The organism is Desulfovibrio sp. JC022 (assembly GCF_010470665.1).
Lineage (GTDB): Bacteria > Desulfobacterota > Desulfovibrionia > Desulfovibrionales > Desulfovibrionaceae > Maridesulfovibrio.
On sequence record NZ_VOPZ01000006.1, the window covers coordinates 29391 to 53950 of the forward strand.

General features: G+C 48.4%; 20 protein-coding genes. 13 read left to right on the top strand and 7 right to left on the bottom strand.

Annotated features, from left to right (window positions below):
- Positions 1-9: 9 nt before the first annotated feature.
- Together FMS18_RS10755 and rfaD are read right to left on the bottom strand one after the other, a co-directional pair.
- The gene (locus FMS18_RS10755) at positions 10-2235 is read right to left on the bottom strand and encodes an LPS-assembly protein LptD (protein ID WP_239061017.1); all 2226 of its coding nucleotides are present in this window, start codon (positions 2233-2235) and stop codon (positions 10-12) included.
- Between the two features lie 136 nt (positions 2236-2371).
- Complete coding sequence (gene rfaD / locus FMS18_RS10760; RefSeq protein WP_163294362.1) at positions 2372-3349, bottom strand: ADP-glyceromanno-heptose 6-epimerase; 978 nt, start codon at positions 3347-3349, stop codon at positions 2372-2374.
- Positions 3350-3804: 455 nt separating this feature from the next.
- On the opposite strand from rfaD, the gene FMS18_RS10765 reads away from it, so the two are divergent.
- The 3 genes from FMS18_RS10765 (at position 3805) to FMS18_RS10775 (ending at position 6804) form a co-directional block, all read left to right on the top strand.
- A complete protein-coding gene (locus FMS18_RS10765; protein ID WP_163294364.1) occupies positions 3805-5124 on the top strand; it encodes a serine dehydratase subunit alpha family protein in 1320 nt (439 codons plus the stop codon).
- Positions 5125-5241: 117 nt separating this feature from the next.
- A complete protein-coding gene (locus tag FMS18_RS20900; protein WP_163294366.1) occupies positions 5242-6315 on the top strand; it encodes an OmpA family protein in 1074 nt (357 codons plus the stop codon).
- A gap of 69 nt (positions 6316-6384) precedes the next feature.
- Complete coding sequence (locus FMS18_RS10775; RefSeq protein ID WP_163294368.1) at positions 6385-6804, top strand: hypothetical protein; 420 nt, start codon at positions 6385-6387, stop codon at positions 6802-6804.
- A 266-nt stretch (positions 6805-7070) separates the two neighbouring features.
- Here the strand turns inward: FMS18_RS10775 and FMS18_RS10780 are convergent, their stop codons facing one another.
- The gene (locus tag FMS18_RS10780; RefSeq protein ID WP_163294370.1) at positions 7071-9074 is read right to left on the bottom strand and encodes a methyl-accepting chemotaxis protein; all 2004 of its coding nucleotides are present in this window, start codon (positions 9072-9074) and stop codon (positions 7071-7073) included.
- A 10-nt stretch (positions 9075-9084) separates the two neighbouring features.
- Positions 9085-9564 (bottom strand): cytochrome c family protein, encoded by a 480-nt coding sequence (locus FMS18_RS10785; RefSeq protein WP_163294372.1) that lies wholly within the window; start codon positions 9562-9564, stop codon positions 9085-9087.
- A 572-nt stretch (positions 9565-10136) separates the two neighbouring features.
- Here FMS18_RS10785 and FMS18_RS10790 point away from each other — a divergent pair.
- The 8 genes from FMS18_RS10790 to FMS18_RS10825 all read left to right on the top strand — a co-directional run bounded on the left by FMS18_RS10790 (position 10137) and on the right by FMS18_RS10825 (position 17388).
- Positions 10137-10697, top strand: coding sequence for a 4Fe-4S dicluster domain-containing protein (locus tag FMS18_RS10790; RefSeq protein WP_163294374.1), 561 nt, complete (start codon positions 10137-10139; stop codon positions 10695-10697).
- Complete coding sequence (locus tag FMS18_RS10795) at positions 10694-11584, top strand: CoB--CoM heterodisulfide reductase iron-sulfur subunit B family protein (protein WP_163294376.1); 891 nt, start codon at positions 10694-10696, stop codon at positions 11582-11584. Before FMS18_RS10790 ends, FMS18_RS10795 begins: the two co-directional genes overlap by 4 nt.
- Positions 11585-11612: 28 nt before the next feature.
- A complete protein-coding gene (locus tag FMS18_RS10800) occupies positions 11613-13571 on the top strand; it encodes a CoB--CoM heterodisulfide reductase iron-sulfur subunit A family protein (protein WP_163294378.1) in 1959 nt (652 codons plus the stop codon).
- A complete protein-coding gene (locus tag FMS18_RS10805) occupies positions 13559-14023 on the top strand; it encodes a hydrogenase iron-sulfur subunit (protein WP_136673522.1) in 465 nt (154 codons plus the stop codon). The genes FMS18_RS10800 and FMS18_RS10805 overlap by 13 nt, the downstream gene beginning before the upstream one ends.
- Before the next feature lie 30 nt (positions 14024-14053).
- The gene (locus FMS18_RS10810; RefSeq protein ID WP_163294380.1) at positions 14054-15013 is read left to right on the top strand and encodes a 4Fe-4S dicluster domain-containing protein; all 960 of its coding nucleotides are present in this window, start codon (positions 14054-14056) and stop codon (positions 15011-15013) included.
- Positions 15014-15015: 2 nt separating this feature from the next.
- Positions 15016-16074: a 4Fe-4S dicluster domain-containing protein gene (locus FMS18_RS10815; protein ID WP_163294382.1), complete on the top strand. Its 1059-nt coding sequence runs from the start codon at positions 15016-15018 to the stop codon at positions 16072-16074.
- Positions 16067-16897 carry an FAD/NAD(P)-binding protein gene (locus FMS18_RS10820; protein ID WP_163294384.1) on the top strand — a complete coding sequence of 277 codons (831 nt, stop codon included), beginning with the start codon at positions 16067-16069 and terminating at the stop codon, positions 16895-16897. Before FMS18_RS10815 ends, FMS18_RS10820 begins: the two co-directional genes overlap by 8 nt.
- Before the next feature lie 122 nt (positions 16898-17019).
- Positions 17020-17388 carry a response regulator gene (locus tag FMS18_RS10825; RefSeq protein ID WP_163294386.1) on the top strand — a complete coding sequence of 123 codons (369 nt, stop codon included), beginning with the start codon at positions 17020-17022 and terminating at the stop codon, positions 17386-17388.
- Between the two features lie 150 nt (positions 17389-17538).
- On the opposite strand, the gene FMS18_RS10830 is transcribed toward FMS18_RS10825, so the two are convergent.
- Positions 17539-18720, bottom strand: a complete 1182-nt coding sequence (locus FMS18_RS10830; protein WP_163294388.1) for an NAD(P)/FAD-dependent oxidoreductase — start codon at positions 18718-18720, stop codon at positions 17539-17541.
- A 183-nt stretch (positions 18721-18903) separates the two neighbouring features.
- On the opposite strand from FMS18_RS10830, the gene FMS18_RS10835 reads away from it, so the two are divergent.
- Positions 18904-20400: a tetratricopeptide repeat protein gene (locus FMS18_RS10835; protein WP_163294390.1), complete on the top strand. Its 1497-nt coding sequence runs from the start codon at positions 18904-18906 to the stop codon at positions 20398-20400.
- Positions 20401-20468: 68 nt separating this feature from the next.
- Here FMS18_RS10835 and FMS18_RS10840 read toward each other — a convergent pair whose 3' ends face one another.
- Positions 20469-21884, bottom strand: coding sequence for a mannose-1-phosphate guanylyltransferase/mannose-6-phosphate isomerase (locus FMS18_RS10840; RefSeq protein WP_163294392.1), 1416 nt, complete (start codon positions 21882-21884; stop codon positions 20469-20471).
- A 336-nt stretch (positions 21885-22220) separates the two neighbouring features.
- On the opposite strand from FMS18_RS10840, the gene ychF reads away from it, so the two are divergent.
- Positions 22221-23321: a redox-regulated ATPase YchF gene (gene ychF / locus FMS18_RS10845; RefSeq protein WP_163294394.1), complete on the top strand. Its 1101-nt coding sequence runs from the start codon at positions 22221-22223 to the stop codon at positions 23319-23321.
- Positions 23322-23531: 210 nt separating this feature from the next.
- On the opposite strand, the gene FMS18_RS10850 is transcribed toward ychF, so the two are convergent.
- Entirely contained in the window at positions 23532-24455 is a 924-nt protein-coding gene (locus FMS18_RS10850) for a DMT family transporter (protein WP_163294396.1), read from the bottom strand.
- Positions 24456-24560: the final 105 nt, after the last annotated feature.

Genomic DNA, 24560 nt, shown 5'->3' on the forward strand with positions numbered 1-24560 from the left:
AATCAAATTTTAAAACATGCTCATATCAATCAGGTTGAAATTAACGCTGTAGCGTTCGTCAACAGTAGTCTTGGATGCAGTAAATTCCATGAAGAAACACTGATGATTCCAACCCACAGAAGCGGTCTTTTCAAGATCGCGGTCAGCATTAAGATCAGAACGGAACTTACCGCCCACCTGAAGATTCCAGGGCAGCTTGGCTTTCATGCCGTAGCTGACAATCTGCATATCAGAATCCTGCTGACGTTTATATTCATCGATCTTGCGCAGGTAATCATAACCAAGAGAGAATTCCGCATACTCATCGTAAAAAAGCTTGAGAATATTTTCATGTTCGGTGATATCACCAAGGTAAGGGGAAAGCCATGTACGGGAAGTCAGATTCACAAAATTATATGGAGTAACAATGACTTCCGCCATGAAATCGGAAAATGGACGCCGTTCATATTCACTGAGTTCGACAGAACGATTTTCCTCGTCAATGTCATATCCCTGTTCAAGGCGGACACGCAGAAATTCAAGATAGTCCGCTTCAAGTACCGGGTTGCCGTCATCGCCCATAACAACAGTTGCGCGGTTACGGTCAAAAACGTTGGTCAGCGAGAAAACTACATCATTCTGCTCGGAAATGCGGTCACGGGAATCAAAGTAAGGCAGTTTGGCCTGCGAAGCAGAGTCATCCTGAACCCATGAATATTCCAACCGGGGAATAAAGTTATGCTTCATGCGGGTCCAGCCTGATTTACCAACATTCTCCTTGCTGACAACCGGAGCGGACTCCAACTCAAAGACACGGTAAAAATCAGTGGCTGCGCTCATTCCGGCATCGGCAAGGATACGGGTCTGGCTGCTGTCGCGGTTGATTTCAGAACTTGCGTTCTGGAACGAACTCACAAGATAGTTGGTCGCCCTGATTCCTGCATGAGGAATAAAAGTAATCCCGCCAAGACGTACCGGCATACTGAAAGAAGGTTTGATGTCAAAACGTCCACCGGTGGTGCCGTATTCACGCCAGAAATAGTTGGCCTGAAATTCACCTTCCCATTCAATGGGAGTACCTAAAAAATTATTCTTAAAAGCGTAAGCGGAAAGTTCCGGCAGCTTCTGTAAAGTCGGGTCCTGAGTGGAAGGGTTGTTGCCGTTCCGATAAAGCAGGTTCTCAGTGTATTCTGCCAAGGCTGAAACAGAATAATTATCCCAGCTTCTGGCTACAAGAGCGGTACTTGTTCTTTTATTGGAATCCGCAGTGGCAATGTCACGCCCGAATTCATCAAGAAAGGAATCACGGGTGGCATCATAACCATTGGAACCGGATTTAAATTCACGCAGGTAATCCTGATCAGAAACAAGGTCCATATCAAATATGGTCTGCCAATCGGGATTTCCAAGATATCCGTTATATTTTGATCTGATCCACCAACGGTTCTGGTTGGGACGGATCATAGTATCACTGAAAGAATAGCTTGCAGCATTGGGGTCGTCATAACTCTTGCTATCGTACAACCAGTCCGCACGCCATGAACCCTTGGTATTCACATCTTCGGAATGACGGAATTCAACACCGGGACGAGCACCGCGTTTGCTCAGATATTCCGGGTAGAAAGTCATGTCCATCTCATCATTGATGGCCCAATAAAACGGCAGGTTAATCCTGTTACCAAGACGGTTGGAGTTACCTATTTCAGGGTTAAGTATACCGGACTGGCGTTCACGCTGCACCGGGAGTTCCATGTAGGGAGTGTACGCTACCGGGACACCCTTAAGTTTGAACTTGGAATGCCAGAGCCTTGCGTAACCGTTGATGGTGATATCACCTTCACCGGACTCAAAGGACCAGAGCGGATTTTCACCGTCACAGGCGGTTACTTTGACGTCCTTGAAACTGTATGTGGCACCGTTGTGCTTCTCAATAAACTCACTTTCAAAGTAAACATGGGGCTTGGCAACAAAAACGCGGCCCTTTTTCAGCCAACCGACCATATTGTTAAGGTCGAATTCAGCCTCGGCCGCATCGTAAAAGTCGCCCTTGATCTGCGCTTTTACATTACCACGCAGGTAAATCCATTTGGTAGCCCTGTAAAAGCGGGCGAAATCTGCCTTGATGTAGTTGTCCCCGCTACGCAGGGTCACATCACCGTAGGCCTGAAGGTATTCGCTGTCGTTCTCCACAACAAGCTTGTCTGCGGCAAACTTCCATTGCTCACCCTTCTGCTCCACACCCTTGCTGTCTGTCATGGGCACAGTCATCTGCTCCTGCGCAAAAGCTGCGCACGGCAAACAGAGGAGAAGTAAAACTACAAATATAGCGAACCTTGATTTCAAAACAACCTGCCCTTTAATATTCAACTGTCCCGGCTGACCGGATTGACAACTAGCTCTTCAGGTAAGGATCTTCCTGAGCCAGATAATTCTGTACGTAATCTTTAGCCGCGTCTTCAAGGGAAGTGAACGGCTTATCATAACCGGCAGCCACCAGCTTGCTCATGTTGGCCTGAGTGAAATACTGGTACTTGTCGCGGATGGTTTCCGGCATCTCAATGTAGCTGATGTTCGGGTCCACATCCATGGCCGCAAAAACAGATCTTGCCAGTTCGTTCCATTCACGGGCCTGCCCGGTTCCGATATTGAAAATACCGTTTGCATCCGGGTTCTGTAAAAACCACCACATAACGTCCACGCAATCCTTGATGTAGACAAAGTCACGCTTCTGTCCGCCATGGGGGTATTCCGGTTTGTAAGACTTGAAAAGCTTCATCTCGCCTGTCTCACCAATCTGGTTGAAAGCCTTACAGATAACGCTTTTCATGTCGTCTTTATGATATTCGTTAGGACCGAATACATTGAAAAATTTAAGGCTGACCAATTTATCCAGCACACCGCCGCGTTTGGCCCAGAGGTCGAAAAGCTGTTTGGAATAACCATACATGTTCATGGGCTGAAGCTGATCAATCCCCGCATGGTCATCATCAAAGCCGAACCGGCCGTCACCGTAAGTTGCGGCACTGGAAGCATTGATGAAACGGACATCGTGATTAAGGCAGAAACGGCAGAGCATCTGGGTGTAGCGATAGTTGTTTTCCATAAGGAAATCAGCATCCTGCTCTGTAGTGGAAGAGCAAGCACCCATGTGAATTACAGCATCGGTTTCAAAGGGATCATCCCCTTCGAGGATCAACTTGTAAAACTGATTTCTGTGGACGTAATCTTCATAACGAAGATTGACCAAATTCTTCCATTTCTCTGTTTTTGCAAGGTTGTCGACGATCAAAATATCATCGATCCCCATCTGGTTCAGCTTCCAGACCATGGCACTACCGATGAATCCGGCTCCGCCTGTCACAATATACATATATATTTTCTCCAGCTATTTTAAGCAGATATCAAAACTTATTAAGACTATTACATAATACAAGTTGCCGGATGTTACTTATTTTTCTGACACTTTTCAACTACAATTAAGTAAAAAGAGCTGATTTGCATAAGAACACAAGTAAAAAGACTCTTTCTACATTGATTAAGCTCCAAAGAACATTTTTTTAAAATAAAAAAGCAACAAGAGACTAAGAAAGATTGTTGTAAACAACAAAAACACTATCATTTTCACATTCAATTCCCTTTCAGGCTCTAACTTCATCTTTCCAAGCATTGTTTTTAATCTTGATTCGTTTTATCTTCATGTTGTATCTGTCTAAATAAACACTTTATTATGATTTTTTCTAGACTTTATTTACAATCGCTGTTTACCTGTCCGGGAAAATCAGCAAACCAACATAAAAGCAACACTTAAAAAAACTAGGAACTGTTATGAGATATTCAGTCAAAGAAATCCTGCATCTTGAAGTTTCTCCGGCACTGGGCTGTACCGAGCCGGTAGCCATTGCCCTTGCCACCGCAGCAGCAGCTTCTGTCATGCCGGGCAAAAGACCGGACAAAATCGAAGTCTGGGTTGACCCGAATATTTATAAAAACGGACTTGCCGTAATCATTCCCGGCACCGGCGGATTAAACGGACTGGACACAGCCGCTGCGCTGGGCGCTCTTTACGGCGATCCGTCGCTTGGCCTTGAGGTTCTTGAACCACTGGACGAACCGAGCGCAAAAGAAGCCTGCAAATACAAAAAAAACAATCCTGTTACGGTCAATCTTTTAGAAGACAGACATGGCATATATGTTCGTGCCCTGCTCACTTTCGGTTCAAGTTCAGTTGAGACAATTATTGAAGGCGTCCACGACAACATCATTTCCCTGACTCTTGACGGTGAACCGGTCAAGGACTCAACATTGGTCAAAAAGAAACAAGCCCAGAAAGCTGATGTTTCCAAACTCGAAGATTTCATTAAGACATTGTCTCTTGATGACCTTGTGGACATGATCGGCGATCTTGATGAGCAGGATTTTGAATTTCTCAAAGAAGGAATCACCTACAACATGCGTTTGGCTGACTACGGCCTCAAACATGGTTCAGGACTCGGAGTTGGTGCCACTTTTGAAAAACTGGCCCGTATGAAAATCCTGACCCGAGACATGATACTTGCCGCTCGAATTGTCACCTCAGCTGCATCAGATGCCCGCATGGGCGGAATCAAACTTCCAGCCATGAGCTCCGGCGGATCTGGCAACCACGGATTGACTGCGATTTTACCCATCTATGCAGTGAGTGAATTTGTGGATTGTACTGAAAAAATCATGCTCGAAGCCATCGCCCTCAGCCATCTCGTAACTGCCTATGTAAAGGCGCAGACAGGACGCCTTTCTGCGGTCTGCGGATGTTCGGTTGCTGCCGGGGCCGGAGCCACTGCCGGGATCACCTACCTTATGGGCGGCACCACAAAACATATGGCCGGGGCAATCACAAATCTTACAGAAGACCTTGCCGGAATCATCTGTGACGGAGCCAAGTCCGGGTGCGCCCTCAAACTTGCCACCGCAGCCGGTACCGCAGTTCAGGCCGCTCTCTTTGCCATCCATGGAGTCAATGTCCATTCCACGGACGGCATCATTGGAACTTCACCTGAACAGACCATGCAGAACATCGGCACACTCAGCACTCAAGGCATGATTGACACAGACCGGACTATTCTTAAAATTATGCTTGAAAAACACTTTGGCGGAACAGAAAATTAAAAAAGAACCATAAAAATAACACAAAACTATTGATTAAGGTCTGCCAATACCTTAATTTTATAAGAGTAAAAAATGCCACTAACAACCGTTAACCAATTTTACCGGAGGACTTTCATAATGCATAAGAGAAATGTTGTATTAATTCTGACCGTTGCTTTAGCCGCCCTTCTGGCCTTCGGCTCAATGGCCTTTGCTGAATCCAGAATCATCCTCAAACCCAAAGTCGATGCCTTTGCATATTTTGTAGACACCTCCCCTTCCATGTCTCAATCATACGGGTCCACCGGTAATCCCAAAATCATTGCCGGAATCAACGCCCTGAAAAGACTCAACAACGTAGTTCCTGAGCTGGGCTATGATTCCGCCCTCTACGCAATGCCTGACTTTGCGACATATGCTCCCAAGTCAATTTTCACCAGATCAGCCATGGCAAAAGGAATTTCCACATTGCCCAGCGATCTGGATTTCTTCCAGTCCACCCCCATGGGTGAAGGCTTTAAGGATCTTGATAGCGTACTCAAGAACTGGGATGGCAAATTCGCAGTTGTTTTCGTATCCGACGGACTGACCAATGCAGGCCGCAACCCTTCCCTCGTTGTTTCCGACATGGCTAAAAAGTACGGCGACCGTTTCTGCCTGCATGTTATCAGCGTAGCAGACACCCCGCGCGGTAAGTCCAACCTGAAACGCCTTGCCAGCCTGACCCCCTGCGGTGTTTATGTTGACGCTACTGCTCTTGCCAATAAAGCAGTTCTCGATAAGTTCGCACAGGACGTTTTCTATACTCAGGAAGAAGAACTCATCGTTGAAGTAATCGAAGAAGTAGTTATCGCTCCGGTTGTCCCGGTTCAGGAAAAAATTGTTTTCCGTAACTTCAACTTCGGTTTCGACAAATACAAAATCACCGACGAGATGGTTCCGGCTCTGACTGAAGCTGCTGTCCTTCTCGAGGAATTCCCCAACCTTAAAGTGATGGTTGGCGGTCACACCGATTCCTCCGGTTCGGAAAGCTACAACCAGGGCCTGTCCGAACGCAGAGCCAAGTCTGTTGCCGATTGGCTGGCTGCAAACGGAGTTGCTTCCGAACGCTTGCAGGTTAAGGGTTATGGTGAAATGAATCCCAAGTATGACAACAAAACCAAAGAAGGCCGTAAGCTTAACCGCCGCGTTGAAATCGACGTAGAAGACTAGAAGCCTTAGAAGTAATAAAAAGGGTGGAAGGATCAATCCTTCCACCCTTTTCGCAATTTGGAGTACCTGATGAAACTTGTCCGCAAGATTTTAACATCATTTTTTATCTGCCTGCTGCTCTGCTCAGCGGCCTACGGCTCCCAGCCCGGATCCAAGCAAGAGCTGGACACCTTTAATAATTTTGCCATCGGCTGGGTGGTTAAGCTTAACAAAAGCCATATTAAAGGATTCAGCCGCATGGAAATAACTCTCCAAAAGGACGGCAGTTATCTCGCGCGCTATCACGCCATATCACCGGATTCAATCTCATGCCGGGTGAAGAAAACAAGTGCCAAGCGCAAAGGATTGGTCGGCCTACTCAAATACATAGAGACCATCTACGAAAGCACAGGCAAAACCCCTCAAGAGGCACGGGCCAACAAGTTTACCCCCGTAAAAAATATCCGCATTACAGAAATTTTCAGCAACTCCGGCAAAGGCTGGCGTTAGACAGCCGCCTCCGGCGGCTGGGGRAGGGRAAACTCTTGCAAGAGTTTTCCCTTCCCCAGACCCCATCCCTTTCAGAACCTTTCAGTATGCTTCGCATCTAGCGCATTCGGGCGTCTTTCAAAACACACACCGCAATAATCTTATACAGATATTGCGGTGTTTTTCTTTGCACGGTTTAAGTGTGCTACACAAACGCGGCTTAACAGAACAAAGCCCCTCCCGCAAATTTGCGGGAGGGGCTTTGTAGTACTTTGTATGATTCAGTCTTACTTGAACCGTTCCACCAGATTGCTCAGCTGCTGGGCCATGTCGGCAACTTCCAGAATATTGGAGTTGGCATTCTGGATACCGTCAGACAGAGCCTGTGAGAGACTGTTGATCTCAGTGACGCTGTTGTTGATCTCGTCACTGGTTGCAGTCTGCTGTTCAGCTGCAGTGGCAATGGCCCGGACCATATCGGCTATGGTCTCAGACTCGTTAACGATCTGACCAAGAACACCGCCGGCACCTTCAGCCATCTGCACAGTATTTTCAACCCTGCCGCGCACTCCGTTCATCTCGCCGACAACCTTATCGGTGGATTGCTGAATGAGGGATATGGCACTCTCAACCTCGTTGGTTGCGCCCATGGTTTTCTCTGCCAGCTTGCGGACTTCGTCGGCAACCACAGCAAACCCGCGTCCGGCCTCACCGGCACGGGCAGCCTCAATGGCTGCATTCAGAGCCAGCAGGTTGGTCTGGTCGGCAATATCGTTAATTACAGACATAACCTCACCAATATTAATGGCCCGATCCGAAAGATCGGCCAACATATCGGAAAGCTTGTCCGTGGTCTCAGTTACAATATGAATCTCTGAAACAGTATTGCTGACCACCTGTCCGCCATCACGGGCCACAGAATTGGCCCTGTCGGAAGCTTCAGCGGTTTCACTGGTGTTCTGAGCAACCTCAAGAACAGTCGCGTTCATCTCTTCCATGGCTGTTGCGACCTGTCCGGTCTGCATGGCCGTGGTATCAACTCCGGCGGTAAGTTCATTCATCTGCTGGGAAAGTTCAGTGGTATACGAAAGCAATGCTTTAGAAACTTCAGTGACTTCATTGGCCACTTCAAGCAGAGACTTCTGTTGCTGCTCAATATGCTTGCGACTGGCTTCCTCTTCAGTCAGGTCGACCATTACCGCAATTGCACCGACAGTTTCCTCTTCAGCGTTCAGCAACGGACAAACCTGATAGCGCAATGGAAACTCAACCCCGTCTTCCCTGTTAAAGCGCAATAAATCTTCAGGGCATTCTCCGGTGGCAATGGCGTCTGCGACCAGAGACTTGCCGTCCACCTTAAAGAAATTACCTACAGGAGTTCCGAGAAGATCATCTTCAGATTTATCCAGGATGGACCGCATGGGAGCGTTGGCAAAATCAATTTTACTATCGCCGTCCGTAACGATCATGGGCACGGTGATACCGTTAAGCACGCCACGGTTGTACACCAGCTGATCTTTAATCTGGCGGGCCATATCGCCGAGGTTCTCTCCAAGAGAGCCAAGTTCATCGCTGCAATTTACTGCGAACTGGGCATCAAGATTGCCTTGGGCAAAATCGCTGGTAGCACTTGAAATCACCTTAATACGATCAACAATGGATCTGCGCATAAAGAAAAGGAGCGCACCCAGCAAAGCGATAAATCCACCGAAGGACAGCCCGGCACCTTTCATCTGCGACTCATGAAAACCGGCGAATTGAGGTGAGACATCCTGCACCATAACCAAAGTTCCGAGAACAGGCTGACGGCTACCGTGGCAGTGATAACATGCCCGCTCGTTCTTAATGGTTTCAACTTCTACAAAAACTTCCTTACCGCCAAGTTCGGAAAGAAGACCACTCTTAAGGGGAGTTTTAAGACTTTTGGCAACAAGGGAATTTATTCCTTTGTCCTTAATTCTATCTTTCAGATCGGAACGAATATCCCCTGGGCTAGTGGAATAGGTAATATTACCTTTAAAGTTAGTCAGATAGATATCCACATCGGAATACTTCTTAGAAACTGTGGCAAACTTCGCTGTTGTTCCCTTGTTGTCACCTTTCGCCATGGGTTCACGAATGGCGAGTTGCAGCATATCGGCTGTTTTATAGGCGTTCTTCTCAATCTCTTCCATCATGGTAGTACGCTGCCAGAAAGAATTGGCGAGAAAAAGGCATACAAAAACAGTTGCTGTAAGCAACGAGGTCAGGACCAGAACCTTGTTCCCAAGGGAGGTTTTAATAAATTTCATAGTAACCTCCCTAGTGCGCCCCGCCGAAAATCAGCGGTTTGTAGTTGAAATTATTAACCCGTTCTGCGTTATGGCAGACTTCGCACTCTTCAATGGTCATTTTTCTTTTAATCAAATCAGGATCACCGTCTTCAGCATGAAGAGATCCAGGACCATGACACACTTCACAACCGGCGTCGGCAAGATGCGGAGTCTGTTCAAAAGAGATAAAACCACCGGGCTTCCCGTATCCGGTAGCATGACAGGTAAAACATTCCTTAAGCTCATCAGGATCAAGATCTGATGCCATGATCTTCACGCTTTTAGCGGAATGTGCTTTTTTAGAAAATTTCTTATAGTTCCCGTACTCCACCTCATGGCAATCAGCACAGGCCTCGGACCCCACATAAGTAGCTGAATCCGTAATACCGTATTCGGCCAACGAACAGCTGAAAACAACAATTACCGCCAGAATCACCCCAATTCGTACGGTAAACCCTCTACCTATCATAATAACCCCGTTGTTTTGATAGTCCTGCATCCTTCAAAACCAAGCCCCAAACACCACTTCCACAACCTAAAGGCTCGTCAGTATTATATTATATGTACTAAGCTTCAACTATCCTGTTTTTATATAGAAGTGAAGTACATTTTAACATTTCACCCTCTTCTTGTAACAAAAGTGAAACATGATTCTATCAAATCATATCATTATAAGCCAACTCAAACTAAGCCTCAATGGGAAATATAATATTTTTGAGACTTCTCGCCTTTATCCAGTCTTACAACTACCGCACAGGCGTGCCCGCAACAGAAAAACAAATTATCTATAGTCGATTTTACAGAACACCAAGTCCTTTAAGCCTACTACACAAGCTCCATAACCGCTGCACGGTCTCGAAAAAACACCTCGAAAAAGAAAGCGTGCTGAAACACGTTATTATCGCTTGCAGAATCCATAGATCTTCTGGCAGAATACCCCCTCTTAAGAATCCATACTCTGTCAATAATCTTTAAGCCAATCTACGAAAACTAAAGGTCCGCTCCACCGGGCTTTTAAAGCGGAAAGGCGGATAGTCATTTATGGGAATAGTGAATATTACTAAGACTTACGATGCCGATTTTGTAAAGCAGGTAGAAAAGGAAAGCGGACAAGATGTCGCCCTTTGCTACCAGTGCGGTAACTGTACCGCCGGGTGTCCGTACACATTTGCGTACGACATCCCTGTAAGCAGGATCATGCGTCTCGTTCAGGCAGGGCAAAAGGACACCGTGCTCAAGTGCAAATCCATCTGGATGTGCGCTACCTGTGAATCCTGCACCACAAGGTGCCCCAACAACATCGACGTGGCCCACATCATGGATGTGCTGCGCCATATGGCCCGCAGAGAAGGACACGCTCCTGTACCTACGGTCAAAAAATTCTGGGACAGCTTCCTCGATTCCGTTGAAAACAACGGAAGAGTGTTTGAAGTAGGTCTTCTTGCGGCTTATGTAGCCAAGACAGGAAGATTCTGGACCGATATTGATCTGGGACCGAAAATTCTGCCCAAAGGCAAGATGCATTTCAAACCCCACGAAATTCAGGGTAAGGATGAAATCAAAAAAATCTTCAAAAGATTCGAAGAGGAGTCCCGCAAATGAGTGATTCCTTAACATATGCCTACTACCCCGGGTGTTCCGGTGCTGGAACATCTATGGAATATGACATGTCCACCCGGGCTGTCTGTGACAAGCTGGGAATCCGGCTCACCGACATCCCCGACTGGAGTTGCTGCGGTTCCACCCCGGCCCACACTGTGGACCACTCTCTGTCCAGTGCACTTTCTGCACGCAACCTGCAGTTGGTTGAAAAAATGGACATGGATACTGCAATCACTCCCTGCCCCAGCTGTCTGACCAACCTCAAATCCGCAGAACATCGTATGAAAAAGGACGAAATGCGTGAGAAGGTCAACAAACTGCTGGACACTCCCTACAACGGCGGGGTTGCAACCAAATCCGTGCTTCAGATTCTCGTTGAAGACCTTGGTCTTGACGCTCTGAAAAAAAGCACAATCAAACCGCTCAAGGGACTCAAAGTTGCCGCCTACTACGGCTGCATCATGAACCGTCCCCCGGAAGTGATGAACTTTGATGACCCGGAACACCCCATGGCCATGGACAATATCATGAAAGCCATGGGTGCAACCGTGCTTCCCTTTCCTTTAAAGGTTGAATGCTGCGGTGCTTCCTTCGGTATCCCCCGCAAGGACGTGGTCATGAAACTGTCCGGCAAACTGCTTGACGTGGCGGACGATCTCGGTGTTGACGCACTGGTCACCGCCTGCCCCCTGTGCCAGATGAACCTTGACCTGCGCCAGACTCAGGTCAACTCTGCAACAGGAGCCAAGCACAACCTGCCCATATTCTACTACACCCAGCTCATGGGCCTTGCCCTTGGCATGAGTGAAAAAGAACTTGGAATGGACAAGCTCTGCGTGAGCCCCCGTAAAGCTCTTGATGCCATCGGCAAAGAAGAGAAGAAATAGCGGAAACCCTGCTAAGGAGAAGACTTAAATGAAAATAGGAGTTTTTGTCTGCCATTGCGGGACTAACATCGAAGGTACCGTGGACACTGCCGCAGTTGCAGAAGCCGCGCGTGAATTCCCCGGTGTTGTTTTCGCAACAGATACAATGTACGCCTGCTCCGAACCCGGACAGGACGAGATAATAGATGCAATCAAGGAACATAAACTCGACGGCGTAGTCGTAGCATCCTGCACACCCAGAATGCACGAGCCCACCTTCCGCAAAACGCTGGAAAGGGCCGGACTCAACCGCTACCTCTTCGAAATGGCCAACATCAGGGAACACGTTTCCTGGATCGGTAAAGACCGCGAAGCCAACACCAACAAGTCCGTTGACCTTGTTCGCATGGCAGCGGCTAAACTGCTCAACAACAAGCCCCTCAATGCCAAATTCTTTGACATGAACAAAAGGGTTATGATTGTGGGCGGCGGTGTTGCCGGTATTCAGGCAGCTCTAGACTGCGCTGACGGCGGCCTTGATGTTATCCTTGTTGAAAAAACATCCTCCATCGGCGGCAAGATGGCCAAACTGGATAAGACTTTCCCCACAGTGGACTGCTCCAGTTGTATCCTCGGCCCCCGCATGGTTGACGTTGCCCAGCATCCGAACATCACCCTTTACGCCTGCTCTGAGATTGAGGAAGTAAACGGGTATGTGGGTAACTTCTCCGTTAAAGTAAAAAGAAAAGCCACCTATGTTGATTGGGACAAATGTACCGGTTGCGGTATCTGCATGGAAAAATGCCCCAGCAAAAAGGCTGACAACCCCTTTGACGAAGATCTGGGTAAAGCACCCGCCATCAATATCCCCTTTCCGCAGGCTATCCCCAAGAAAGCGGTTATTGACCCCAACTTCTGTATTAAAATCAAACGCGATAAATGCGGCGTCTGCGCTAAAGTCTGCCCTTCTGAAGCCATCGTTTACGATCAGGTGGATGAATTTGTAGTCGAAGAAGTGGGCGCAGTTGTTGCGGCTACCGGTTTCGACCTCGTGGACTGGACTGTATACAGCGAATACGGCGGAGGTCAGTACCCCGACGTAATCACTTCATTACAGTACGAACGCATGCTCTCCGCTTCCGGCCCCACCGAGGGACACATCAAACGTCCTTCCGATGGTAAAGAGCCCAAGAATGTGGTCTTCATCCAGTGCGTAGGCTCCCGTGACAAATCCATCGGGCGTCCCTACTGCTCCGGTTTCTGCTGCATGTACACTGCAAAGCAGGCCATTCTGACCAAAGACCACTGCCCGGATTCACAGTCCTACGTATTCTACATGGATATCCGTTCCCCGGGTAAGATGTTCGACGAGTTCACCCGCAGGGCGCAGGAAGAATACGAAGCACGCTACATCCGTGGCCGCGTGTCCATGATCTATCCGCAGGGCGATAAGCTCATCGTACGCGGTGCCGACACCCTCATGGGTGATCAGGTTGAAGTAGACGCTGATCTCGTTGTCCTCGCCGTTGGCGCGGAAGCAGCAGTCGGTGCCTCCGATCTGGCCAAGAAACTGCGCATCTCTTACGATGCTTACGGTTTCTTCATGGAAGGCCACCCCAAACTCAAGCCTGTTGAAACCAACACCGCCGGGGTTTTCCTCGCCGGTTCATGTCAGGGTCCCAAAGATATTCCTTCCTCTGTTGCACAGGGTAGTGCGGCAGCGGCAAAGGTTCTGGCCATGTTCGCCAAGGACCAGCTGGAAAGTGACCCCGCGGTTTCTGTAGTTGATATCAAACGCTGCATCGGTTGCGGCAAATGCATCAGCACCTGTCCCTTCGGAGCTATTAAAGAAGTAGACTTCCGCGGACAGCCCAAAGCTGAAGTGATTGAAACAATTTGTCAGGGTTGCGGTATCTGCACAGCCACCTGTCCTCAGGGCGCTATCCAGCTCCAGCACTTCACTGACAATCAGATTCTTGCGGAGGTTAACGCAGTATGCCGGTTCTAGAAGGTAAAGAGCTCAGAATCGTCGGTTTTCTCTGCAACTGGTGCTCCTACGGCGGCGCGGATACCGCAGGCGTTGGTAGATTCACCCAGCCGACAGATTTAAGGGTTATCAAAGTTCCCTGCTCAGGAAGAATTGATCCTCTGTTTATTGTGAAGACACTCATGTCCGGTGCGGACGGAGTGCTCGTGTCCGGTTGTCACCCCAATGACTGCCACTACGCTGAAGGTAACTTCTATGCCCGCCGCAGGCTCGAAATGCTCAAAAGGTTCATCCCCATGCTGGGAATAGACCCTGACCGTTTCGACTATACCTGGGTTTCCGCATCAGAAGGCCAGCGTTGGCAGGAAGTTGTGACCAAGTTCACCGAACAGATTCACAAACTCGGCCCGGCCCAGAAGATTGAAGGCCCGGAAGCTGAGGAGACACTCAAATTGATGGAAGCTTCCCTCTAGGCAGGGCGGTTCCACCCAAGGAGAAACAGAGTGAAAAATCTGGAAGATTTAAAAAAACAAATCAAGGACGGACTGTCTGAGCTTGATGTGGTCATCGGCTGGACGGACAGTTTCGATCCTCTGCATGCCACTCCGCACTTCATGCGCAGTGAAGCAGATGTAGATAAATTGAAAGTGGACGCTCTCTGCGTTCACAACCTCGCCACCTACCTGCCCTCCCTGAAGGGCAAGAAGGTCGGTATCGTGGTCAAGGGCTGCGACAGCCGCAGCGTTGTTGAACTGTTGCAGGAAAACCTCATCAACCGTGATGACGTGACCATTTTTGGTTTCGGCTGCACTGGTGTTGTGGACCAGACCAAGATCCGCCGCGCAGTTGGTGATGTTGGACAGGTTGAAGCTTGTGAAGTCAGCGATGCTGAAGTCAAACTCAGTGTAGCAGGCAAAGAGCACAAGCTGCCCATGGCTGATGTCATTGCTGACAAATGCCAGACCTGCCGCTACCCCAACGCTGTGGTTTCCGACCAGTTTGTCGGTGACGAAATAAAGGCCACCGCTTCCTTTGAAGACGGCTACAAAGACCTTGAGGAATTCGAAGCCAAGTCCACCGAAGAAAAATTCGGTTTCTGGCTTGGTGAAATGGACCGCTGCATCCGCTGTTACGCCTGCCGCAACGCATGCCCCATGTGTGTATGCCGCGACCATTGCGTGGCCCAGTCCCGCGATCCGCACTGGCTGAGCCAGGAAGCCCACGTCCGCGACAAGTGGATGTTTCAGGTTATCCATGCCTACCATCTCGCCGGACGCTGCACCGAATGCGGTGAATGCCAGCGCGCCTGCCCGGTAGACATTCCCATCCTGCTCTTCAAGAAGAAGTTCAACAAGGAAATCAAGGAAGTCTTTAACTACGAGGCCGGACTCGATCCCGAGGCCAAACCTCCGCTTCAGACCTTCAAGATTGATGAACCTACTATCAAGGAGAAGGAGTGGTAGCCATGGCAAAATTCATCAAATCCGATAAGGTATCGGCATGGCTGGAAGAACTGGGCCAGAAACACGAAGTGCTCGCTCCCAGAGGCGAGGGCGATTCCATTGTGTTCAAGCCCTACGACGCCAAAAAAGGTTTCAACATCGAACGTGAAGCAACCGCCCCTCCGAAAAAGGCCTGCTTCCCCCAGAGTGAAACCCTCGTTAAATTCAGCCACATTAAAGATCTTGAGAATCCAGAGAAAGTTGCTCTTGATGTTAAGGAAACCATTCCCGATTCATCATGGGTAGTTTTCGGCAGCCGTCCCTGTGACGCGCGCGGATTCACCATGTTCGACCGTGTTTACCTGAACGGTAAGCACGTGGACGTATATTACAAAGCCCGCAGGGAAAACACCTTCTTCATCACCCTCGCGTGTGAAAAAGGCGAAACCACCTGCTTCTGCAACTGGGTTGGTTCCGGCCCGTCTGATCCTACCGGGTCTGACGTGCTCATGGTTCCCGTTGACGGCGGCTACTTCCTCGAAGCAGTCAGCGACCGCGGTGAAGCACTGCTCGCCAGCTCCCTGCTGGAAGACGGCGGTTCCAAACAGGCTGAAGCGGACAAAGTCCGTGCCGACGCCGACCAGTCCATGGGCGAAGCACAGGACCTTTCCAAAGCTCCCGCAAAGCTTCTTGAAGCTTTCGACGACATGGGTTTCTGGGAAGAGCAGTCCGCTAAATGCCTCAGCTGCGGTGCATGCACCTATCTCTGTCCCACCTGCTACTGCTTCAACATCACCGATGAATCCGACGGAGTCAAAGGTGAGCGCATCAGAAGCTGGGACAACTGCATGTCCTCCATGTTCACCATGGAAGCCAGCGGACACAACCCCCGCCCCACCAAGGCCCACCGCCTGAAAAACAGGGTCGGCCACAAATTCAGCTACTACCCGGACCTGCATGACGGAGTTATCTCCTGCTGCGGTTGCGGTCGCTGCATCAAGAGCTGCCCCGTTGGCGTGGATATCCGCGAAATCGTCCTGAACGCTATTGCATATGAAGCAAAGGAGAAGGCAAATGACTAGCAATCCTTATCTTCCGGCAATGGCCACCATTCAGGAGGTCATCAAGGAAACTCACAATATCATGACTTTCCGGGTAACACTCAACAACCCGGAAATCAGAAAAAACTTCACCTTTGAACCCGGTCAGGTAGGACAGCTGTCCGCCTTCGGTATCGGTGAAGCAACATTCGTAATCAACTCCACCCCCACCCGCATGGATTACCTGCAATTCAGTGTCATGCGCACCGGTGAAGTTACTGAAAAGCTGCACACCTTAAGTGCCGGCGACCAGATCGGCGTGCGCGCACCATTGGGTAACTGCTTTCCTTACGAAGAGATGAAAGGCAAGGATATTGTCTTCGTCGGTGGTGGTATCGGTATGGCTCCTCTGCGTACCCTGCTCTACTACATGCTGGATAACCGTAAAGATTACGGCAAGATTACCCTGCTTTACGGCGCAAGAAGCCCTGTAGATATGGCTTTCAGCTACGAACTGCCCGAATGGATGGAACGCGATGACCTCGATACCCATCTGACCATTGATGCAGAATACGAAGGCTGGGAACACAACGTTGGACTTATCCCCAACGTACTGCTGGACATCAAGCCCTCAGCTAAAAACGCATACGCTGTCACTTGTGGACCGCCGATCATGATCAAATTCACCGTGCAGGCTCTTGCCAAGCTCGGTTTCAAGGATGATCAGATCATCACCACTCTTGAAAAACGTATGAAATGCGGCGTCGGCATCTGCGGCCGCTGCAACATCGGCACCAGCTACGTATGTCAGGACGGTCCTGTCTACACATACGAACAGCTCAAGGCACTGCCGAACGAAATGTAATTATTCCGGTCCCTGCGACTGGCTCCAATTACAAAAAAAGAACCCCCGTCCTTATCGCAAGGACGGGGGTTTATTTTGACTTTATCTTTACAGCTGCACTTTTTTCTTATTACTATGCAACCATGAAAATCCTGCTAGTTGATGACGAAAAAATTAATACACTATCCGCTTCACGTCTGCTTGAAAAACAGGGCTATTCTGTTACTACTGCCTGCAATGGCCTTGAAGCCCTTGATAAGCTGGAAGAATCAGATTTCGACTGTATCCTGATGGATATCCAGATGCCGGAAATGGATGGCTATGAAGCAATCGCCAGAATCCGGGACAAATTTGTTTTCGGCGAGAAGTCCCAAACACCCATCATAGCCATGACCGGGCATTGCTATTCCGATGCCTTTGAAGAATTCAAGCGGGCCGAAATCAAACACTACGTCTGCAAGCCCTTTGATTTTAAGACCCTGCTTGATGTTATTGAAAAAGCGACTAGTTAAAATAATGCCTCCGGCGGCTTAAACCCTTTTGCAAAAGGGTTTGTTCCACTGTCGCTATCTCTAAGACTCGCGGAAGACCGCTCGCCTAAGAGCTAGTGCAATAATCCCAAAACCTTTTATTAGGCTTCGCTACATAGCACGATAAATTGGCTAAACAAATTGCGCAGCCGCGTACCCCGAAGACCATGCCCATTGCAGATTATAGCCGCCCAGCCAGCCGGTTACATCCAGCACTTCGCCAATGAAATACAATCCCGGAACCTTTTTGGATTCCATGGTCTTTGATGAAATTTCGTCAGTATCCACTCCGCCGGAAGCGACTTCGGCTTTTGCGAATCCTTCGGTTCCCTGCGGCTTGACCATCCATGAATGGATGCGCTCAGCAAGGGCAAGCCTGCGCTCCTTAGTCAACTGGCTGATTGCGGTATCTGAATCCTGCCCATCAAGCAGCAGTTCGACCATTTTGCGAGTGAAGTAACGGGCAAGGAAATTTTTCAGAGCAACATTCTCAGTCCGATGTGCTTCAAGCAGTTCCGAAATATCGTGAGCAGGCAACAGATTGATAGTCAGTGCTGACCCGCGCCGCCAGTAATTGGAAATCTGGAGTACAGCCGGACCGGAAATACCCTTGTGGGTGAATAGCATATCACTGCGGAAAACACGCCCTTCGCATTCAATCGAAACAGGCAGAGCATTGCCGCTAAGTTCCTTGCAAAACTTCCCGTCACGTCCGCCGATAGTAAACGGAACCAAGGAAGGCCGGGCCGGAATGGTTTTCAAACCGTACTGCTCCGCAATTTTGTAACCGAACGGAGTCGCGCCCACTTGGGGCCATGCAGGAGAACCCAGTGCAACAACAAGCGCAGGAGCCTCAAAACTCTGCCCCCCGCTCTTGACCACAAACGGACCTTCCCCGCTGATTGATTCAATCTCACGATTCATAAGTGTTTCCACGCCCGCACGGTGGCATTTGGAAACCAGTAGTCCGGCAATCAGCCCCGCCCCCTCAAGAGTGAAAAGCTGTCCGTCTTCGCGCTCTTCATATTCAATCCCGGCCTCGGAAACGAGAGAAATAATATCCCACTGATTGTGACGGGCCAAAGCGGACTTCACAAAATGGGGGTTTGCCGAAATATAGTTATCCGCAGCAACATCCATATTGGTAAAGTTGCACTTACCGCCCCCGGCAACACGGATCTTACGCCCCGCCTTACCGGAATGGTCCAGCACCAGCACCTTACGCCCGCGCGCAGCAGCATGCATGGCACAATAAAGCCCGGACGCGCCCGCGCCGAGAATAATTACATCGTAGATTGAAGAGGTATTGCTCATGAGAAGGGTTGTAGGCTGGATTGGGGGCTTGGTAAAGGGGAAAAGTGCTGTCCTGCTTTGCTTGAGGAGTATTCACTTTTCTATTCCGCATACTGGACGAAATATGGATGATCTTGTAGAAGAATTGAGCTGTAATTTTCAGATTAAATTTGATTAAGAACTTCGTTCAGTTGGAGTAGATATATGCGTCGGGGAAATGGATTTGTTCGTGTCTTTTCGGGGATGATGCTCGCCCTTATTTTGGTTTTGGGGGTTTGTGGGGGAGTTTGGGCTGAGGAAACGAAAGCTTCATCGAAAGCCACTCCCGAACAGATTAATAAAATTGAACGGAAGCTATTCAGCATTGAAAGCGATATTACTGAGATAAAGAATTTTCAGGTTAATAATAGCGGGCAGATGTGGTTTGAGCGGACTAAGGAGCAGGCAGAGCATGTTCGGGAATGGGTAGATGAGAAAAAAATCAGTTCCGAAAAGTGGGCCAATACTCTGTCAGTGATCTCAAGTTTTATGGGAGCCTGGGTAACGGTCTTCGGTATAGCCGTGACTGTTTTGGGCTATTTCATTGTCAAGCAACAAAAGAATACTGCAAAAGAAGCCAGTGAAGCTTTTGAAAAAGAACTAAGTCAAACCAAAGCTGAGTTCAAACGAAATGCTAAAGAACAAAAAGAGACAATAGAAACCGACAAAAAAGAATTCGAAAAAAAGCTGGAAGAACTCATCACAGAAAAACATGCAGAAATTAATGAGTTGGTCAAAAAATGTGAAGAGCTTAAATTAATTTGCGAAAAGAATGCTTGCAAATCAGATGAACTTCTTAGTGAACAAGAACAAACGGTTAAAGACTTTAAGGACAACCATGATGCTCATGACATGGACAATGACACTAAAGAAGCAGTAAAAGATGTAGCATCAAGTAAACCTAACGAATTATATACTCACCTCAAAGCAAAAGCTCTTAGACATGAGATGAATGAAGAATGGGATAAAGCTATACTGATCTGGACTAGTATTGAGCAAGAATTTCCTAACAACAAAGATGCTAACTATAAGATAGGTTCTCTAACGTGGAACATTGCTGAAAAAGAATCAAATATAACCGCTAAACAGAAACTATTAGACATAGCGGATAACAGCCTTAAAAAGGCATCATTGATTACACCTTCTGACCCATATGTGTGGAATAATTGGGGGTGGATTAAATATCAGAAAGGACTTCAATTAGAAGAGGACAAAAGAAATCATTACTTTTCTTTAGCTCTAGACAAATATCAAAAAGCAATTGAATTGGGCAATAATTCATATGCATGGAGCAATAAAGCAGCCCTTCTTTCCAACAAAGCGCAACTTCCTCCGTATTCTATAAATTCACCTAGTAAGGACTTACTCTCTGAAGCCAAGGACGCAGCTTCGCACGCAACCCCCTACGAAACTAAAAGGGGATGCTATGCCCTTGCTACTGTAGCTGCTATGGAGAAAAATCAATCTGAGTGCATAAAATGGCTAGAACTTGGCAAAACAAACCCCAAATTTCCTAATTCGGAATCATTACAGAAAGACAAACTTTTTGAAACTGTCCGCAACGAACAATGGTTCAAAGACTTCCTCGAAGAACTCCGCCAAGAAGAACAAGAAGCCGCAGCCAAGCAAGCTGAATCAGACGAAGACAAAGATAACGCATAAAAAAAGAGGCGTAGAGCACCAGCTCTTCGCCTCTTTACTTTTAAATAAAATTAAATCCCCAATATCCCCTACTCCGACCGCCCATAAACATCCTCAAACCTCTGGATATCATCCTCACCAAGATAACTACCGGTCTGGACTTCAATTAATTCAAGATTGATTTTGCCGGGATTCTCCAAGCGATGCATGGTTCCTAGTGGGATGTAGGTAGACTGGTCCTCCTGCAATAAAATTTCCTTCTCACCGACCAGCACTTTTGCCGTACCCTTAACCACTACCCAATGCTCAGCGCGGTGATGGTGCATTTGCAGTGAGAGAACCCCACCCGGCTTAACGATTATCCTCTTGACCTGAAACCTGTCTCCGCTATCTACAGCTTCGAATGATCCCCATGGACGATAGACCTTGCGGTGGTTATCCGCTTCCGCGCGGCCCTGCTTTTTAAGTTCATTTACCAGCCCGGAAACTTCCTGCCCGTGTTCCCGTCCGGCAACCAGAACGGCATCTGAAGTCTCGACTACGATAACGTCATCAACACCGACCACGCCTAGTAATCGGCCTGAAGAATGAAGAAAGCTGTTACCCACATTCTTTGCAAGCACATCTCCGGCAATAACATTCCCAGCCTGATCCCTTTCCCGTTCACGCATTAGCGAATCCCACGAGCCGATATCGGACCAACCGCCGTCAAACGGTACCACGCTCAGGTTGTCCACCTTTTCAATCACCGCATAATCAACCGACTTGGCAGGACTGGCTGTAAAACTTTCCTCATCAAGGCGGACAAAATCCAAATCAGTGCGTGCTTTTTCAGTTGCAGCAAGGCAGGCGGTATAGATTTCAGGTTCGAGTTGCTCAAGCTTTTCCAAAAAAGCATCCGGGCTGAACAAAAAAATACCCGCATTCCATAAATATTCACCGGATTCGAGATATGTTTTAGCGGTTTCAAGGTCTGGCTTTTCAACAAATTCCTGCACAGCCTGAGAAGCCATGGATTTGAAATCTCCGGCTGTACGGATATACCCGTATCCGGTCTCCGGCCTGTCCGGGACAATGCCGAAAAGAACCAGATCGCCGGACTTGGCGGGCTCCACCCCGACAGTAACAGCAGTTTTAAATTTATCCAGATCATAAATGGCATGATCCGAAGGCATTACCAGCATAAGCGCATCCGGATTATTTTTACGGACATGAAAAGCCGCAGCAGCAATAGCCGGGGCTGAATTGCGGCCCTGCGGTTCCAGAAAGATTGCTTCGGGTTTAATTCCAGCCGCCCGTAATTCCTCAGCAACCATAAAACGATAACTCTCGTTGCAAACCACAACAGGAGGCTGTGCACCATCCACTCCGTAGCCACGTTCAGCAGTATTACGCAAAAGGGAATGCTCCCCAATCAGATTCAAAAGCTGCTTCGGATGATTCCTGCGCGAAAGAGGCCAAAGTCTGGTCCCGCTGCCGCCGGAAAGGATTACTGGTACGATCATGTTTAAACCTGCCTGAAAAAGTAGAATAATTCTGCAAAATTTCTGGATCAAATTCCATTAGTAATACAGTTAGAAGTACACGGTTCACCGGGAGTGCGCAAACACATGCCGAAACAGAGATATCATCGCCCCATAATCAACACTTGCCCATCCCCGCAAAGACGGGTATTGAGGGGCCGCAACACGTGATATTATCTTTATAGATAATGAAAACGATATTTCACCTTTCATGGCACAATATTCTGGATAAATTATTTTTTTCATGCAGCTAACCTTGCATGTAAGGGATATTTGCGGCGTGGAAAGGAATTTTATATTTTTTGAGGAGAATTTATTATGGCTCTCAGTATCGGTATCGTGGGACTGCCCAACGTAGGTAAATCCACACTTTTCAACGCCCTGACCAAGGCCCAGAACGCTGAAAGCGCGAACTACGCTTTCTGTACCATCGAACCCAACAAGGCTGTTGTGCCTGTTCCCGATGAGCGCATCGACAAACTGGCCGAACTGGTTAATCCCCAGCGCGTGCAGCAGTCCACTGTTGATTTCATCGACATCGCAGGTCTGGTTGAAGGCGCGAGCAAGGGCGAAGGACTCGGCAACAAATTTCTCGGCAACATCCGCGAAACTCAGGCCATCCTTCACGTTGTACGCTGCTTTGACAACGATGACGTTATCCACGTTTCCAACTCAGTTGATCCCCTGCGCGACATCGAAGTTATCGAAACCGAGCTGATCCTTTCCGATGTGCAGGCTCTTGATACCCGCATTGAAGGCATGAAAAAGAAAATCAAGGGCGACAAATCTCTCGGTCCCAAAATTGCCGAAGCTGAAAAACTGCTTGAACACCTCAACGAAGGCAACCCCGTAAACACCTACGGTGAGCTTGAAACTGACATCATGGTCGAAATGCTCCGTGACTTACGCCTCATCACCGAAAAGAACGTAATCTACTGCGCCAACGTAGACGAAGAAGGCCTTACCGAGGACAACGATTACGTCAAAAAAGTAATGGCTCTTGCTGAAGAACGCGGCGCCGAATTTGTAAAAATTTCCGCCAAAATGGAAGAAGAGCTGGTCGGTCTTGATGATGAAGAATACACCGAATTTCTCGATTCATACGGCGTAACTGAATCCGGCCTTGCCAAGATCATCCGCACCGGTTTTCACACCCTCGGCATGATCAGCTACTTCACCGCCGGAGTAAAAGAAGTCCGCGCATGGACCATCCATGACGGCGACAAAGCTCCCCGCGCCGCAGCAGCCATCCATACTGATTTTGAAAAAGGGTTCATCCGCGCCGAAGTTATCGGTTACGACGATTACATCTCCAATGGAAATGAAGCAGCCTGCCGCGCAGCCGGAGTGCTCCGCTCAGAAGGAAAGGAATACATCGTTAAAGACGGCGATGTTATTCACTTTCTGTTTAATGTTTAATTTGCCTCCGGCGGCCCTTCGGGGACCAGCGCTGCTCTCTATATCCGTAAGACTCGAGCAAGAAGCTCTCGCCTAACGGCTACAGGTAAGAAACTTTTTGGGAAAAGTTTCTCTGGACTCTTCAAAAACTTTTATTGGGCTTCGCCGCTTCGCGAGTTAAAATTTGCTTAAAATATATCCCGCAATATTTTGGATATTGCGGGATTTTTCTTATCTTTTCTTAAGTACAATTACCCCAATCACAACCAGAAAACACCCCGCCCACTGCTCCATAGTCATGTATTCGCCTAGAACCGGGATGGCTACCAACCCGGTCATCATGGGTTCTACGGTCAGCAAGATGTTAACCACTGATGGCGAAAGATGATTCAAACTGGCGGTGATCAAAGTCCAACCGGTCATGGACGGACCGATGGCGAGAGTGAGTATGCAGGCCCAGCCTTTCCAGTCCACTCCGGGCATGAAGATAGCAGCTGGATTTGGAGCTGTGCCGGGAATTATCCCTTGGGCAAAGAGATTCAGAGGCAGCATGTAAATGGCTGCAATTCCAAAAACATGCATCATTGTGCTGAATGAACTTATGCCCCGTTTTGCGCATTCCCGCCCCAGAAGAGCGTAAGCCGAAAAAAAGACGCTGGAAAGCAAACCCAGAAACATTCCCATGGGGGTCAGTGAAAAATCAGACATTCCCTGAATTCCACAAACCAAAGCGCAACCGAACAAACAGAAAAAGATTGAGGGAACAATACGCAGATTCGGTCTTTCCCCGCCCAGCCACCATTGAGCCAGCACGGTGATAGGCACGGAAACGTAGACCAGAACGGTGGACACCCCGGCCCCGTTAAAATAAACTGAACCGCCCCAGATCCCATTCAATCCCACTAGAACCAGTCCGTACATAGCCAGCAAACCGATGTTTTCCCGCTCAAACTTGAGTTTATGCGGCTTAAAAATACGCAGCCCGGCCATAAGAATGGTGCTGACAAACAGATTGCGCCAGAAAGTGACCACGAAAATAGGCTGAGCATAATCCACCACCATAATTTTTATAAAAATACCCACAAGGGAAATCAGGGCGGCCCCGCCAAGGGCCTGTGCTATTCCAAGACTTGCGGATGATTTAGGCTTGATCATTTTGTTTATCCTTCAATGTTAGTCGCAGCGCATGACGCATACGGTGCGGCACAATATTTCAACAGCGAAAAGATGCAAAGAGAAATTTGACGTACTCGGGGGCTG

What these genes read in the sequence shown, in the direction of transcription:
- FMS18_RS10805 (WP_136673522.1), top strand. Translation starts at nt 13,559, where the DNA reads ATGCCGGTTCTAGAAGGTAAAGAGCTCAGAATCGTCGGTTTTCTCTGC.
- FMS18_RS10815 (WP_163294382.1), top strand. Translation starts at nt 15,016, where the DNA reads ATGGCAAAATTCATCAAATCCGATAAGGTATCGGCATGGCTGGAAGAA.
- FMS18_RS10840 (WP_163294392.1), bottom strand. Translation starts at nt 21,884, where the DNA reads ATGATCGTACCAGTAATCCTTTCCGGCGGCAGCGGGACCAGACTTTGG.
- FMS18_RS10755 (WP_239061017.1), bottom strand. Translation starts at nt 2,235, where the DNA reads ATGACAGACAGCAAGGGTGTGGAGCAGAAGGGTGAGCAATGGAAGTTT.
- rfaD (WP_163294362.1), bottom strand. Translation starts at nt 3,349, where the DNA reads ATGTATATTGTGACAGGCGGAGCCGGATTCATCGGTAGTGCCATGGTC.
- FMS18_RS10785 (WP_163294372.1), bottom strand. Translation starts at nt 9,564, where the DNA reads ATGATAGGTAGAGGGTTTACCGTACGAATTGGGGTGATTCTGGCGGTA.
- FMS18_RS10775 (WP_163294368.1), top strand. Translation starts at nt 6,385, where the DNA reads ATGAAACTTGTCCGCAAGATTTTAACATCATTTTTTATCTGCCTGCTG.
- ychF (WP_163294394.1), top strand. Translation starts at nt 22,221, where the DNA reads ATGGCTCTCAGTATCGGTATCGTGGGACTGCCCAACGTAGGTAAATCC.
- FMS18_RS10830 (WP_163294388.1), bottom strand. Translation starts at nt 18,720, where the DNA reads ATGAGCAATACCTCTTCAATCTACGATGTAATTATTCTCGGCGCGGGC.
- FMS18_RS10765 (WP_163294364.1), top strand. Translation starts at nt 3,805, where the DNA reads ATGAGATATTCAGTCAAAGAAATCCTGCATCTTGAAGTTTCTCCGGCA.
- FMS18_RS10790 (WP_163294374.1), top strand. Translation starts at nt 10,137, where the DNA reads ATGGGAATAGTGAATATTACTAAGACTTACGATGCCGATTTTGTAAAG.
- FMS18_RS10795 (WP_163294376.1), top strand. Translation starts at nt 10,694, where the DNA reads ATGAGTGATTCCTTAACATATGCCTACTACCCCGGGTGTTCCGGTGCT.
- FMS18_RS10800 (WP_163294378.1), top strand. Translation starts at nt 11,613, where the DNA reads ATGAAAATAGGAGTTTTTGTCTGCCATTGCGGGACTAACATCGAAGGT.
- FMS18_RS10835 (WP_163294390.1), top strand. Translation starts at nt 18,904, where the DNA reads ATGCGTCGGGGAAATGGATTTGTTCGTGTCTTTTCGGGGATGATGCTC.
- FMS18_RS20900 (WP_163294366.1), top strand. Translation starts at nt 5,242, where the DNA reads ATGCATAAGAGAAATGTTGTATTAATTCTGACCGTTGCTTTAGCCGCC.
- FMS18_RS10820 (WP_163294384.1), top strand. Translation starts at nt 16,067, where the DNA reads ATGACTAGCAATCCTTATCTTCCGGCAATGGCCACCATTCAGGAGGTC.
- FMS18_RS10850 (WP_163294396.1), bottom strand. Translation starts at nt 24,455, where the DNA reads ATGATCAAGCCTAAATCATCCGCAAGTCTTGGAATAGCACAGGCCCTT.
- FMS18_RS10780 (WP_163294370.1), bottom strand. Translation starts at nt 9,074, where the DNA reads ATGAAATTTATTAAAACCTCCCTTGGGAACAAGGTTCTGGTCCTGACC.
- FMS18_RS10825 (WP_163294386.1), top strand. Translation starts at nt 17,020, where the DNA reads ATGAAAATCCTGCTAGTTGATGACGAAAAAATTAATACACTATCCGCT.